Origin of the sequence: Mangrovimonas sp. DI 80 (genome assembly GCF_001975575.1) — a bacterium.
Taxonomy (GTDB): Bacteria; Bacteroidota; Bacteroidia; order Flavobacteriales; family Flavobacteriaceae; genus Mangrovimonas_A; species Mangrovimonas_A xylaniphaga.
In genome coordinates this window covers 145,668-160,535 of the sequence record NZ_MSDT01000002.1, presented here as the reverse complement: position 1 = coordinate 160,535, position 14,868 = coordinate 145,668, and the positions used below count along the sequence as shown (strand labels likewise).

General features: G+C 38.8%; 12 protein-coding genes. 7 read left to right on the top strand and 5 right to left on the bottom strand.

Annotation, left to right across the window (positions count from 1 at the left end):
• The first annotated feature begins 6 nt into the window (after positions 1 to 6).
• Positions 7 to 1,668, top strand: coding sequence for a DUF6029 family protein (locus BKM32_RS01380; RefSeq protein WP_076663016.1), 1,662 nt, complete (start codon positions 7 to 9; stop codon positions 1,666 to 1,668).
• Between the two features lie 72 nt (positions 1,669 to 1,740).
• Here BKM32_RS01380 and BKM32_RS01375 read toward each other — a convergent pair whose 3' ends face one another.
• The 5 genes from BKM32_RS01375 to BKM32_RS01355 form a co-directional block, all read right to left on the bottom strand.
• Positions 1,741 to 3,390, bottom strand: coding sequence for a T9SS type A sorting domain-containing protein (locus BKM32_RS01375; protein WP_076662230.1), 1,650 nt, complete (start codon positions 3,388 to 3,390; stop codon positions 1,741 to 1,743).
• 146 nt (positions 3,391 to 3,536) lie between these two features.
• Positions 3,537 to 5,162 carry an L-glutamate gamma-semialdehyde dehydrogenase gene (gene pruA / locus BKM32_RS01370; RefSeq protein ID WP_076662229.1) on the bottom strand — a complete coding sequence of 542 codons (1,626 nt, stop codon included), beginning with the start codon at positions 5,160 to 5,162 and terminating at the stop codon, positions 3,537 to 3,539.
• A gap of 238 nt (positions 5,163 to 5,400) precedes the next feature.
• On the bottom strand, positions 5,401 to 5,787 hold the full coding sequence (gene apaG, locus BKM32_RS01365; protein WP_053976030.1) for a Co2+/Mg2+ efflux protein ApaG: 387 nt from the start codon (positions 5,785 to 5,787) through the stop codon (positions 5,401 to 5,403).
• Positions 5,788 to 5,888: 101 nt separating this feature from the next.
• A complete protein-coding gene (locus BKM32_RS01360) occupies positions 5,889 to 7,259 on the bottom strand; it encodes an aminotransferase class V-fold PLP-dependent enzyme (protein ID WP_076662228.1) in 1,371 nt (456 codons plus the stop codon).
• A 153-nt stretch (positions 7,260 to 7,412) separates the two neighbouring features.
• On the bottom strand, positions 7,413 to 8,663 hold the full coding sequence (locus BKM32_RS01355; RefSeq protein ID WP_076662227.1) for a type IX secretion system plug protein domain-containing protein: 1,251 nt from the start codon (positions 8,661 to 8,663) through the stop codon (positions 7,413 to 7,415).
• A gap of 163 nt (positions 8,664 to 8,826) precedes the next feature.
• On the opposite strand from BKM32_RS01355, the gene BKM32_RS01350 reads away from it, so the two are divergent.
• From BKM32_RS01350 to nqrF, 6 genes are read left to right on the top strand one after another with little or no spacing between them, the layout of a single operon-like run.
• On the top strand, positions 8,827 to 10,182 hold the full coding sequence (locus BKM32_RS01350; RefSeq protein WP_076662226.1) for a Na(+)-translocating NADH-quinone reductase subunit A: 1,356 nt from the start codon (positions 8,827 to 8,829) through the stop codon (positions 10,180 to 10,182).
• Positions 10,183 to 10,184: 2 nt separating this feature from the next.
• Positions 10,185 to 11,384: an NADH:ubiquinone reductase (Na(+)-transporting) subunit B gene (locus BKM32_RS01345; protein ID WP_076662225.1), complete on the top strand. Its 1,200-nt coding sequence runs from the start codon at positions 10,185 to 10,187 to the stop codon at positions 11,382 to 11,384.
• Between the two features lies 1 nt (position 11,385).
• Positions 11,386 to 12,138 (top strand): Na(+)-translocating NADH-quinone reductase subunit C, encoded by a 753-nt coding sequence (locus BKM32_RS01340; protein WP_053976025.1) that lies wholly within the window; start codon positions 11,386 to 11,388, stop codon positions 12,136 to 12,138.
• Between the two features lie 6 nt (positions 12,139 to 12,144).
• Complete coding sequence (locus BKM32_RS01335; RefSeq protein ID WP_053976024.1) at positions 12,145 to 12,789, top strand: NADH:ubiquinone reductase (Na(+)-transporting) subunit D; 645 nt, start codon at positions 12,145 to 12,147, stop codon at positions 12,787 to 12,789.
• Between the two features lie 30 nt (positions 12,790 to 12,819).
• On the top strand, positions 12,820 to 13,539 hold the full coding sequence (gene nqrE / locus BKM32_RS01330) for an NADH:ubiquinone reductase (Na(+)-transporting) subunit E (RefSeq protein WP_076662224.1): 720 nt from the start codon (positions 12,820 to 12,822) through the stop codon (positions 13,537 to 13,539).
• Position 13,540: 1 nt separating this feature from the next.
• Positions 13,541 to 14,851: an NADH:ubiquinone reductase (Na(+)-transporting) subunit F gene (gene nqrF, locus BKM32_RS01325; protein WP_053976022.1), complete on the top strand. Its 1,311-nt coding sequence runs from the start codon at positions 13,541 to 13,543 to the stop codon at positions 14,849 to 14,851.
• Positions 14,852 to 14,868: the final 17 nt, after the last annotated feature.

Here is a 14,868-nt window from a genome sequence, read left to right as displayed (position 1 = left end):
AAGTACATGCGTTTTGCAGCAGTTGCGCTGCTTTGGAGTGCTTTTGCCCAAGCTCAAGATTATGGGCAATTGAGTGGAGGATTAGAGTCTAATTCACAATATTATGTTGATGATAAAAAAACGGGTGATTTTACAGAAGATGATCGTTTTCGATCTAATAATTACTTGCGTTTAGATTACACTATCAAAAATTGGTTTGCTAATGTTCAATTGGAATCGTTTGAACCTAGGGCTCTTCTCAATTATTATCCAAAATATGAGGGGACTGATTTTGGGACGTTTTCAGTTGGATATAAGTCTCAAAAACTTGAAGTTACCGTAGGGAATTTTTACGAACAATTTGGAAGTGGGTTGGTTCTTAGAACTTGGGAAGACCGTCAATTAGGCATCAATAATTCACTAAGGGGAGGTCATGTCACTTATCGTCCTTTTGATGCGGTTGAAGTTACTGCCCTGTATGGTAGGCAACGTGACGGCTTTGAAGTTTCAAGAGGAGATATTTATGGATTTAACACAGAATTGGGACTTGGGAATTTTCTTGGTTTCGAAACTACTGGATTAGATTTAGGATTTAGTTATGTTGGTAGGTACGAAGATTTGGAAGTAGATAACACAGAGTTTAATCCTATGACCAATGCTTTTTCAACAAGATTAGATTTTTCAGAGGGTAGTTTTTATGCTTCAGGAGAATATGTCTTAAAAGGGAAAGATATGTACCAAGAATTGGGTGATCTTTATGAAGATACTTATTTTGATGGTAACGCTCTTTTATTAAATCTAGGGTATGCTAAATCTGGTTTAGGTATTGATGCAACATTTAGAAGGATGGAAAATATGGCTTTTTATTCTCAGCGAGATCAAGGGCAATATGGGGATAATCCATATAATCAAGATGTGGTTAACTATTTACCTGCATTAACAAAGCAACATGATTATAGTTTAGCGAATATATATGTTTACCAATCTCAACCTAAATTGGTTTTTAATCCACTTGCTAAAGCTGGTGAAATTGGGGGGCAAATAGACGTGTACAAAAAGTTTAATCGTGGTACTATTTTAGGAGGGAAGTATGGTACTAAAATAGCATTAAACTATGCTACTTGGTATGGTTTAGATAGTAAATTTAATGCCGTTGAGAGGAATTATGACTCAGGAGATTTTCTCGCTTTTGGACAGAAGTATTTTAGGGAAACTAGTATGGAGGTTAGAAAGAAAATATCTTCTAAATGGTCTACAATTGTGACGCTTGTTGATACTTATTATAATACTAAATATGTTGAGGATCGCGCAGGGGAGGTTAATGCTTTTATTACAATTGCAGAGGCAACTTATAAATTCGGTTCGAGTAAATCTGTTAGGATAGAAGGACAGCATATGTGGTCAGATGATAAAGATCATGACAGGGCAAAAAACTGGGCAGGAGGAACTTTGGAATATAATTTTAATTCGAAATTTGCTCTGTTTGCAACGGATATTTGGAATTACGGGAATCCGGATGAAGATAGGCAAATTCACTACTATAATTTCGGAGGTAGTTTTACAAAGGGCTCCACCAGAATTGGGGCTAGTTATGGAAGACAGCGTGGAGGATTGGTCTGTGTAGGAGGTATCTGTAGATATGTGCCGCAAAATACTGGTTTTACTTTAAATATTGCTACAGCATTTTAGGCGTAAGATTAATTACAAAACAAAAAGGAGTGCAATTTGCGCTCCTTTTTTGTTTTTCAAGGATCTTTAATTTTAGTTCACAACCAGCTTTGTATTTAATAAAATTTTAGAGTCGTTGCGAACCTGTAATAGGTACAATCCGGAATCCAATTTTAAATTGAAGGAGGTGTAGCCGGTTAGTGAGGTACTGGCTTGGTAAACTTGCTTTCCTGTAAGATCAAAAATGGCTATGTCAGTGTTGTCAAAGTTTGAGGAACTTAAAATGGTCATTTGGTTTTTTATAGGATTTTGCGTGAGTTTCACAATGTCCATTTCGTAGGATGGAAGGCTTAAAGCGTCTTCTAGAATTTCTGATATGGCAAATGCAACATTACCAGCGGTTAAAGTAACGTGGGGTTCATTGCTGTCTGGAATGTAGGTGTTGTCAAAAGGGGAGTCCCTTGCCACAGGAGTTGTATACCAATTACTGTTAGTTATGGAAAGGGAGCTTAAGGTTGGTATAAAACAGAAATACTTCGAATTCAAGTTGTCCACAAATTCTGAAATCAAATTGATAGATTCATCTCCAAAAGAAGACATGTCGAATTGCCCTCCGGGAGCACTGTCCAATCCGTCTGAAGTTACAGGGGAAGCTGCGGTGGCGTCAAAACTATAAACCGTACTCCAGTTGTTAAAAATATTGACTTGCCCTATTAGGTCCGTAACTGTTGTTGTTTGTGATGCCAAAGGGGCAAAGCTTATGGCTACTATTGCTTGGGTTGAGAATCCGCTAACCAAACCTGTATCAAACGTGTGATTAATCAATTCCATTCCAGGGGTGCCTGTCATTTCTCCGGTGCCGCTACCATTAACGATAGCAACATTGCGGGAAACTTGAGGCATGCCCATGGTGTTTAATTCGGCTTGGAAGGCATCTCTGAAATTTGGCGCACCTACGGGTAATGTTATGGTCGGATCTTGATCTACATCAGAGCCTGATTGAAGATGTCCCAAATAATGGTCAATCAACATTTGTTTTGCTGCAGCACTGTTCAGAAATCCGTTTACTAAGTTTTCGGCTTCTACAATTTCAGGGTCTCCATTATACATATAATTGAACATGTATTGCACGCCTATTGGGACATTGGCTCCTAAATGAGGGGTGTCGAACGAAATGAACAAACGAGTGTCGTGGTCCATGCTGTTTTGCTCCATATAGCGAAGTGCGTATTGTGATACCAATCCTCCCATACTTGGTCCAATGACGACATTTTCCTCGTCACCTTCTTTTAACTCGTTAACTGTTTCTATGAGTTCTGTTAGGATAAAGGCGTTTCTTTGGATAAAGTCTGCACCTCCATTTATTTCAGTAGTGTTGTCTGAACTGCTGATGTAGGTTGGGAAGTTCAGCACTACAATATCAAAGCCTTCATCTCGTAAAGCGTCGGCGAGGTTTTGTACAGGTTCTCCGTAGTCCAATAAGTCGTACATTAGGTCTATAGTTCTTGAATCGTTGGGGTCAAACCCGTCTGCTACAATAATTGGTTTATCAAATACACCATCTATGTTATCGTAGTATATTTTATATTCTCCAGTTCCGGCATGTGCCATAGTTTCTCCAAAACCTTGGTAGGTTATAGAGGAATTAATGGACGTAATGTCGCTTTCACCCCCAGGAGTTTGTCCGTAAAATAGCAGGGGAATGGTTAGGAAAGAAAAAAGCGAAAAGTAATTTAATTTCATATAAGGTCGATTTAAGATTAATGGAAACTTAAAGATACGAATTATTTCAGTGTGTGATAATACTGTTTAGAGGAGAAATTAAAATGCATAAAAAAACCTCAAAAGTTAATTTTTGAGGTTTTTAATATATTTCAAAATGAAATTTCTTAGCCTAAGAACGGGTAACGGTAATCTGTAGGTGTTACAAAGGTTTCTTTAATTAATCTAGGTGAAACCCAACGCAACAAGTTCTGTGCACTACCCGCTTTATCATTGGTTCCTGATGCCCTTGCGCCTCCAAACGGCTGTTGTCCTACAACTGCTCCTGTTGGCTTGTCATTGATATAGAAGTTTCCGGCACTATTTTGTAATGCTTTTGTAGCTTCTTCAATAGCATATCGGTCAGTTGAGAGGATAGCGCCTGTAAGAGCGTATTCGCTTGTTTCGTCCACCAATTTCAAAGTTTCAGAATAAGCCTCTGCATCGTATACGTAAATAGTGATTACTGGACCAAACAATTCTGTACACATAGTAGTGTACTTAGGATTGGTAGAAACGATTACAGTTGGCTCAATAAAGTAACCTTTCGATTTATCGTAGTTTCCTCCGGCAATAATTTCTGCATCGCTATCGGCTTTCGCTCCATCGATATATTTGGCAAGTTTATCAAAGGATCCTTCGTGGATTACTGCGGTGATAAAATTACTCATGTCCTCAGGGGATCCCATTTTAAAGGATTTAAGATCTTCCAAAACGTAGTTTTTAACCTCTTCCCATAAATTGGTTGGGATATAAGCTCTAGAAGCGGCACTACATTTCTGTCCTTGAAATTCAAATGCACCTCTTACAATGGCAGTGGCTACTTGTTTTGGGTTAGCTGTTTTGTGTGCTACGATAAAGTCTTTTCCTCCTGTTTCCCCTACGATTCTTGGGTAGGTTTTATAGTTGTGGATGTTTTCTCCTATTTTCTTCCAAAGTTCCTTGAATACAAACGTGGATCCTGTAAAATGCAATCCAGAGAAATCTGGGCTAGCCATTACCGTATTGGTAATCATGTCAGGGTCTCCAAATACAACATTGATGACACCTGCAGGAACTCCAGCTTCTCTAAAGACGTCCATAATTACTTTTGCAGAATATACTTGACTGTCGCTAGGTTTCCAAACTACCACATTCCCCATCAAAGCCATACATGCAGGTAAGTTTCCTGCAATTGCTGTAAAGTTGAAAGGTGTAACCGCATAAGTGAATCCTTCCAATGGGCGGTATTCAACTCTGTTCCAGGCATCGCTGGTACTTTCTGGTTGCTCATGGTAGATGTCTGCCATAAACTGTACGTTGAAACGTAAAAAGTCAATCAATTCACAAGCTGAATCAATTTCTGCTTGGTGAATGGTTTTGGACTGAGCAATCATAGTAGCAGCATTTATTTTAGCTCTATAAGGGCCTGCAATCAATTCGGCGGCTTTCAAGAAGATGCCTGCGCGCTGTTCCCATGGAAGTTGTGACCATGTTTTTCTGGCTTCCAGAGCTGTAGCAATAGCTTCTTCTATGTGAGATTGTTCAGCTACATGATAGGTTCCAACAACATGTTGGTGCTCGTGTGGAGGGGACATAGTGCGGGTGTTGCCTGTTTCTACATCTTGTCCGTTGATATATAGGGGCACGTCCACTTTGCTATTGAACATTTCTTTGTAAGCTTTTAAAACAGCTTCGCGTTCCGGAGATCCGGGAGCGTAAGATTTTACCGGTTCATTAATAGCAACGGGTACGTTAAAAAATCCTTTTCCCATGGGTATTTTATTTATAGGGTTATTCAAAATTTTCAGAGCCAAAGGTACGATTTTTTAGATATTTATGAGAGCGATAACTTCTTAAAACCGTATTAAAATTCGCAAGGATTTTGTGAGGTGTCTAGTGGCAATAATTGAGAATGAGATAGAAAGAAATAGGATTTTTTTCAATATCTAAACTGCTTGTGTTTTCAAGAAGAAGAGGGAATAAATCTTAAAAGTGATTTGAACTCTTATTTTAGTTAAGTGCAAACGGTGCACTTAATTTAAAGGCGGGAATGTAGACCTTAAAATTATTGGTGGAGGTAAAGTTTACCATGTTGTAGTAACCCTTCATAGCGCCAAATGGCGATGTTAATAAACATCCTGAATTGTAAGTATGGGATTCTCCAGGTTGAAGAACAGGCTTTTTGCCAATGACACCTTCGCCTTCAACAATTTCAACATTATTAAGAGCATCAAAAATTTTCCAATGTCTTGAATTAAGTTGAACGGCATCTTTGCCTTGGTTTTCAATAGTTACTTTGTAGCCAAAGGCAAAGTGCACTTTATAATTTTTATAAAATGTTCCTTCGAATGTTGTCTCTACGGAAATTTTGATTCCGCTTGTAACTTGTTGTACCATGAAGTTGACCTTAAAAATGCTAATTTAACGTATTTTTCTTTTGCTTGTAGGTTTTTAGCTTTTACTGGGGTGATTTTTAACACCTTTAAAGGTTTAAAGACTTATTTTGGATTGAAATTGTTGTTTTGCACAAATGTTTCCAGTTCTGCGAAGAAATTCATAATGTCTTTTTCCTCCAAAATGGAATTAATGGTAACCAATCTAACAAATTCCTGCCCTTTAAACGTGCCGTAGCTTACCATAAGTTTGGCGTTTTCATAGAGTGCTGTGCAGAGTTGTTTTGCTGGAGTTTTCTTGTAATTAAAGCAAACGGATATGGAATTGTCAAAACTATACAAAGTGTAGTCTGGGTGGCTGCTAACATAATTTCTGGCAACATCGGCCAATTGGAATTGTTTGTCAACAATCGTTTCCAATCCTTGCGTGCCGATGCTTTTCCAAAGCGTCCAAAATTTTAGGGCGTCATTGCGTCTTCCACATTGCAACGAGGTTTTTCCCAGGTTGTAATCGTCTCCATCCGTTTGGTATAAATATTCAGCTTCACTGGAAAATGAAATATGAAGGTCTTCAGCGTTTTGGGTAACTATGATGGAGCAGCTCAAAGGTGTTCCCAACATTTTGTGGGCGTTGACGCTGAAGGAGTCTGTTAGTTCAATGCCTTTTACTAAATGAGCATATTTCTTACTGAAAATCACCGATCCACAATAAGCGCCATCCAAATGCAGCCAAAGGTTGTATTTGCTGCTTACTTTGTGAATTTCTGTAACATCATCAAAAGCTCCCATGACGGTGGTGCCAGCAGTGCAGTTCACAAAAAAGGGATGGTGCCCTTCGGCAAGGTCTTGTTTGATTTTCATTTCAAGGTCTTCAGGAAGCATTTCTCCATGATCATTGGTTTTAACCTCACGAACCTGATTTCTTCCAATCCCCATTAGTGCTGCATTTTTGTTGATGGAGTAATGGGAAACTTCGGAGGTGTAAACAATCATTTTGGAAGTAACTCCTTTGTTGGGTGCCGTTTTACTGTGTTTGTCGCGTGCCATGACCATGGCCATAAAGTTGCTCATAGATCCTCCAGGGGCGAAGGTACCATCGCTGCTGGGGCCATAACCAATCATTTCGCAGATTTTCTTAAGGATGATTTTCTCAATTCCTATTTGTGGGCCTCCTATTTTATAAGTATACATGCTGGTGTTTAGCATGACGGCCAATAGGTCTCCCAAGGTGGCCTTTTCCACACGTCCGCCATACAATTGATTGAAAAAGGAAGAGGAGGCGGTTTTGGGCGTATATTTTATGATTTCTAGTAAGGAAGCTTTAAAGTCTTCTTCGGAAGTTGGTTCGTCGGGCAGTTCAAGGTCTAGGCTGTCATATAGTTGTTCTGTGTCAATTGGCTTGGCAACAGGCTGGCTTTGTTCTTCTTCTAAAAGTATTTGGGCCAGTTCATTAAACAGCTTTAAATCTTTCTCCATGAATTCCGTGTTGAAAGCCTGAAATTACAAGCAAGTCTAAAATTATTAAAAATTACTATCAAAACCATTGAAAACTAGTAAGATTTGAATGAATTGATAATGACTTTGTCTCATTCTGTAATCTAACATTACGGACTTCATTGTCAAAACTTTTTAATTTGTAATATTTACAGAAGTACCTTCGCCTAGGCCGATCAACCTGTCATAGCGAGCTCCTAGGTCGCGGTAATACACCAAAACTTTATAATTGTTCTCGGTTTGGTAATAATTACCGCAAATAGCACCTTCGTCCAATTGCCCATTTTCATCACGAACTACGTATTTGTAGTTGTAAAATCCTTGTTTCAGTTTTATCTCAGCTTCATAGATTCCTTTGCTAGGGTTGTAAGCCATTTTGTTGCTTTCGTCTGTAATGTAATTATTGTAGTTGCCGTAAACATAGATGGATTGTCCTATTGGAAGTTCAGGCAGTAACAATGAAAAATGAATACTGGTGTAATCTGCTTCTATCGATGGATTATCGGTGTCTAAAGCTGTGATAACAAAATTTCCGTTGATATCGGGGTTGTAGGTGTATGGCTGTCCTGCTCTAGCTGTATTAGTGAACAAGAATCCGTGGTAAATATCCCTTAAGTCAATAAACTGTACACCAACATTCGCTGCGCGAACATCTTTGTTCTCAAAAAACAAATATTCGTTGCCTCCCCAAAAACTCGATTCGGTAGTGTATTTGTAAATGAGTTCTTTACCCATGGTATATTGAGGTTTCAGGGAGGATATAGCTGTGTTAAGGTTATTGTTCTGGATTACCAAGGTTTTAACTGTTTCGCTTGGATTGTTCAGGTTCAATCCTCTAGAATTAATGATAAAGTCAACCGACTGTTTTTCATTAATGACACTCACGTCTCTAGAGCGTTTTAATGTTACGCCAACACTCACGAAATCTTCATAGACCATAAATTTTCTTGAGAACATCAATTCTTCGTATTGATCATAAATTGAAATGAGGTAATTGCCACTTTTTAAAATGTTGCCCGTTTGGTTGTTTGGGATTTGGAGGGTGTAGTGGGAATAAATTTGATAAGTGTTGAATGAGTTTTCGTAGTCACGGATTCGTTGGTTGTCGAAACCTTTTAGATATTCGGATTTAACCAGTTGTGAAGGTGTCCAATCAAAATTGAAATGTTCAATGACATAATAGAAATCTTCCTCATTTCCCGTTAGGGCATCAAACTCCAATACCAAAGGTTGTCCTAAGGCCAAGATTGGGAGTTGACTCTCCTGAGTATCACCCTTAAATGTGATAGTTTTAATGAAATCTGGAGGGGCGACTTCGGAAACTTGTGAGAAAATAAGGAGAGGTGATAAGAAAATTAAGGCGATGAGGTTGAATTTAGATGTCATTAAAGTCTTATTTTGATGTAAATATAGTTAATTTTATAGGACGTAAATTTTGTTTATTTAGAATTGGTATAAATAAATAACTAGCTATTATTTCAAATATAATTTAGCTATTAATTCGTAAATTTGCGTCGATTTTTAGACAATTAATTTCAATATCAAACATATGTCAAACGACATTAAGATTAAAAAAGGTCTGAATATAAACCTAAAAGGTGAAGCTGATAGGTCCACAGAGAACGCGATCATCAGTAATTTCTGCACCATCAGGCCCGAAGACTTTCACGGCGTTACCCCAAAATTAGTAGCAAAAGAAGGCGCAAAAGTAAAAGCAGGTGAAACTGTTTTTTATGACAAAGCGAATGAACTTGTGAAATTTGTGTCTCCAGTTTCTGGAGAGGTAGTAGAGGTACAACGTGGTGCAAAACGAAGAATTTTAGCAATCAAGATCCAAGCGGATAAAGAGCAATCTTACCTAGAAAGCGGCAAATTGGATGTGGTTTCTGCAAAAGCAGAGGCTATCAAATCTCATTTGTTGGCTGCGGGTTGTTGGCCTTTTATCAAGCAACGTCCTTACGATGTTATTGCCAATCCAAACAAAAGCCCTAAGGCTATTTTTGTATCGGGATATGCATCGGCGCCATTGGCAGCAGATTACGATTATGCGCTGCAAGGTAAAGAGGCGGAGCTTCAGGCTGCCATTACGGCTCTTGGAAAACTTACAGAAGGTGCCGTGCACGTGTCTGTAGGTGCTGGTTCCAATTCACCATTGGCGGGTCTTTCAGGTGTTACCTTGCACAAGGTATCTGGACCACACCCGGTTGGGAATGTAGGAACACAGATCAATAAAATTGATCCAATCAATAAGGGAGAAGTGGTTTGGACCGTAGCTCCTCAGGATTTGGTGATTATTGGTGAATTGTTGCTAACTGGTAAATTCAACGCAGAACGTATTGTTGCCTTGGTAGGATCTTCAGTGAAGAAACCTAGATATTTCAGAACCAAAATAGGTAGTGAAGTCGCTACTATGGTTTATGACAATGGCATTGATAAAGATAGCAACTGCAGAATTATCTCTGGAAATGTACTTACAGGAAAACAAGTGAAGCCAGATGGTTGTTTGGATTACTACAGCAACACCATTACGGTAATTCCTGAGGGAGATGATTACGAATTCTTTGGCTGGAACAAACCTGTTTTTAATAAAATATCGACGTCTAGAGCATTGACTTTTTCATGGTTGAACCCTAAGAAGAAGTTTGATTTAGATACCAATACCAACGGAGAGCATAGAGCATTTGTGGTAACTGGAAACTACGAGGAAGTATTCCCTCTGGATATGTATCCAATGCAACTTTTAAAGGCTTGTATGTACAAGGACCTTGACGAAATGGAAGCTTTGGGTATGTATGAAGTTGCTCCAGAAGATTTTGCTTTGACCGAATTTGTTTGTGTGTCTAAACAACCTCACCAAAAAATTATTAGAGAAGGTTTGGACTTAATGATTAAAGAAATAGGATAGCCATGAGTTTGAAAAGTACATTACATAACTTAAAAGAAAAGTATAAAGGCACCAAAATGGCGCCTGCGTTTAACGCACTGCATACCTTTTTATACTTGCCTAACGATACCACTCATGGTGGAACTCATATTAAGGCTGCCGACGACTTGAAGCGTACCATGAATACGGTAATCATGGCATTGATTCCGTGTTTGATCTTTGGTATGTTCAATGCCGGATACCAACATTATCATGCGTTGGGAACTCCTGTAGATTTCTTGTCTTGGGATTCCTTTTCTATTGGATTGATAAAAGTGTTGCCTTTAATTATTGTGTCTTATGGTGTTGGACTTGGAATCGAGTTCTTGTTCGCTATTATTAAAGGACATGAAGTTGAAGAAGGTTACTTGGTAACTGGAATGTTGGTGCCGCTTATTGTACCAATCGATTTACCATTATGGATGTTGGCAGTTGCCGTAGCATTTGGGGTAGTTATTGGTAAAGAAGTGTTTGGTGGTACAGGGATGAACATCCTTAACCCTGCATTAACGATTCGTGCGTTTTTGTTCTTCGCATATCCAACTTGGATGTCTGGAGATAAAGTATGGGTACACGGTGCTGTAGAGCGTGCTAATGAAATTGCCAGTGGAGCAAATGTCGACGTGATTTCAGGTGAAACCATTTTAGGAAGTTTAGCACAAGGAAATGGAGCAGGATATTCTGTTGCCGATATGTTCTACGGATTTATTCCTGGTTCTGTTGGAGAGACTTCTACCTTCTTGATTCTTTTGGGAGGATTGTTCTTGATCTTCACTAAAATTGGAAGCTGGAGAATTATGTTGTCTTCTGTATTGGGAGCTTTGGTAATGGGATTGATTTTTAACAGTGTTGTTGATGCTGGTTGGGTAACTGAAAGCAGTAAATTCTACGGATTGATGAGCACTGAATTCTGGCACCATTTATTAATTGGAGGTTTTGCCTTTGGTACTGTGTTTATGGCTACAGATCCTGTAACGGCATCTCAAACCAACAAAGGAAAATGGATTTATGGATTCTTAGTAGGATTCATTTCAATCTTAATCCGTGTATTCAACCCGGCTTACCCAGAAGGTGTGATGTTGGCCATTTTATTGATGAACGTATTTGCACCGACCATTGACCACTACGTGGTACAAGGAAATGTTAAGAAAAGAATGAAACGTTTAAAAGCAAAAACAGCTTAAGATGAGTAATAAAACAGATAGTAACGTATATACCGTATTGTTTGCCATTGGTATGGTAGTGGTAGTAGGAGCTTTGTTGGCCTTTACTGCGGCGTCACTTAAGGATACAATTGGAAAAAATGTGGAGTTGGAAAAGAAACAAAACATTTTGTATGCTATGGGTGTAAATGAAAATGATGAGAGTAGCGCTGTTTTTGTAGATAAATCTCAAGCTCCAGAATTGTTTTCAAAGTACATCACTAAGCAATTGGTAATGCAAGGTGGCGAAGTATCAGAAGATGCTAACGCTTATTTAATCGATATCAAAAAAGCTAAAGAAGCTGCTGCTGGAGATGCTTCCAAAAGACAATTGCCAATATTTGTAGGAGAGAAGGATGGAAAAACTTTCTATATCGCTCCAGTTTATGGTAAAGGACTTTGGGATGCTATTTGGGGCTATGTTTCTATGGACGAAAACATGGTAGTTCAAGGGGCTTATTTTGATCACAAAGGAGAAACTCCAGGTCTTGGGGCCAACATTAAGGAGCGTTTCTTTATGGATGACTTTATTGGAGAGCATTTATTGGATAGCAACGGAAATTTCAAAGGAGTTGATGTAGCTAAAGGAAATGCAGACCCTAAGAACGAAAACAAAACCGATAACGAGGTAGACGCAATTGCTGGTGCCACTATTACTGGTAATGGTGTTGCTGCAATGTTGAAAAGCGACTTACAATTGTACAAGCCTTTTTTCGATAACTTAAAAAACAATTAATAAGATATGGGACTTTTATCAAAAAAAGACGCCAAGTTAATTACAGACCCATTAGCGGATAATAACCCTATTACTATTCAGGTATTGGGTATATGTTCTGCCTTGGCTATTACCGCTCAATTGAAAGCGTCTATTGTAATGGCTATTTCGGTAATGTTTGTATTGGGAATGGGGAACGTAGTTATTTCATTGATCAGAAACATCATTCCTTCTAAAATTAGAATTATCGTTCAGTTAACAGTAGTTGCTGCCTTAGTGATTATTGTAGACCAAGTACTAAAGGCGTTTGCATACGAATTAAGTAAAACGCTTTCTGTTTTCGTTGGTTTGATTATCACGAACTGTATCATCATGGGACGTTTTGAGGCTTTTGCTCTTGGTAATGGACCTTGGAGATCTTTCTTGGATGGTATTGGTAACGCCTTAGGATACGGGATCATTCTTGTAATCGTTGGATTCTTCAGAGAACTTTTAGGTTCTGGTACTTTATTAGGGTTTAAAGTATTGGGAGACCCAATTGAAAAAACGGGATTGTATGCTTTAGGATATGAAAACAACGGATTTATGTTGTTATCTCCAATGGCATTGATCGTGGTTGGTATCATTATTTGGGTACAACGTAGCAGAAACAAAGATTTAATTGAAGATTAATCCTTAGCGGGTTACTTAAAAAGATAGATTATGTTAGAGCACATAGAATTATTTTTCAAATCGATATTTATAGACAACATGGTATTTGCCACTTTCTTAGGAATGTGTTCTTACCTTGCAGTGTCTAAAAAAGTGTCTACAGCTGTAGGTCTAGGAGCTGCCGTTATATTTGTATTGGCGGTTACTGTACCAGTAAACTGGTTGTTGGACCAATACATTTTACAACCTGGAGCTTTAAAATGGTTAGGGGCAGAGTATGCCGATTATGACTTGAGCTTCCTTTCTTTTATCATGTTTATTGCTACTATTGCAACCATGGTACAATTGGTAGAGATTGTTGTAGAGAAGTTCTCTCCAGCATTGTATAACTCTCTTGGTATTTTCTTACCGCTTATTGCTGTAAACTGTGCTATTTTGGGAGGATCTTTATTTATGCAATCTCGTGAGATTCCTTCTATCGGATTGGCATTCAACTATGGATTGTCTTCTGGTATTGGTTGGTTCTTGGCTATTTTAGCAATTGCTGCTATCCGTGAGAAAATTAGATATTCCAATGTTCCTGCGCCTTTGAGAGGTTTAGGTATCACGTTTATCATTACAGGTCTTATGGCTATTGGTTTCATGAGCTTTGGTGGTATGTTGACTGGAGGTGATGAAGGGGCTAAAGAAGAGGCTGAAACTGCACAGGTAGAAACTGTAAAGAAAGACACAGAGAATAAGTTAGCTAACAATACAAAAGTAAACGAGTAACATGATATTAGCAGCAGGTACAGTAGGAACCATAGTAGCAACGGTAGCTGCCTTTTTGGTAGTAACACTTTTATTGGTGGCCTTGTTATTATTCGTAAAACAAAAATTATCTCCTTCAGGGCCGGTTAAGATTAAAATTAACGGGGAAAAGGAAATTGAAGTAGCCTCTGGAGGGAGTTTATTGTCTACTTTAGGAAATTCAAAAATCTTCTTGCCTTCCGCTTGTGGTGGAGGTGGAACTTGTATCCAATGTGAGTGTCATGTATTAGCTGGTGGAGGTGAAGCGCTTCCAACCGAGACACCTCACTTTACTCGTAAGGAGTTGCAACATGGTGCGCGTTTGGCATGTCAGGTTAAGGTAAAACAAGACATGGAAATCACCATTCCGGAAGAAGTATTTGGTATTAAAAAATGGGAAGCTGAAGTTGTACGTAACTACAACGTGGCATCCTTCATCAAGGAATTCGTGGTACGTATCCCAGAGGATATGAACTATAAAGCTGGTGGATATATTCAAATTGAAATCCCTCAGTGTGAAATTAAATATTCTGATATCGACATTACTGCCCACCCAGAAGAGCACGAAACTCCAGATAAGTTTCAAGCAGAATGGGACAAATTTGGTCTTTGGCCATTGGTAATGAAGAATGATGAAACTGTTGAGAGAGCTTACTCCATGGCCTCTTACCCAGCAGAGGGACGGGACATTATGCTTAACGTGCGTATTGCTACGCCACCATGGGATAGAGCTAAAAATGGTTGGATGGATGTAAACCCAGGGGTAGCATCATCTTACATTTTCTCGAGAAAACCGGGAGACAAAGTGATCATTTCGGGACCTTATGGTGAATTCTTCATCAATGAGTCAGACGCTGAAATGTTATATGTAGGTGGTGGAGCTGGTATGGCGCCAATGCGTTCGCACTTGTATCACTTATTCAAAACCCTTAAAACGGGTAGAAAAGTGACTTATTGGTACGGAGGACGTTCTAAGCGTGAGTTATTCTACATTGAGCACTTTAGAGCTTTAGAAAGAGATTTCCCTAACTTTAAGTTCTTCTTGGCATTGTCTGAGCCACTTCCAGAGGATAACTGGAAAGTGAAGAAAGATATTCATGATGAGGCTGGAGATGGTTTCGTAGGATTCATTCACAACTGTGTAATCGAAAACTACTTGGATCATCACGATGCTCCTGAAGATATCGAATTATATTTCTGTGGACCGCCGTTAATGAACAAGGCCGTAGAAAAAATGGGACAAGATTTTGGTCTTCCAGATGAAAACATCCGTTTTGATGACTTTGGTGGATAATCCAAATGATAAATACA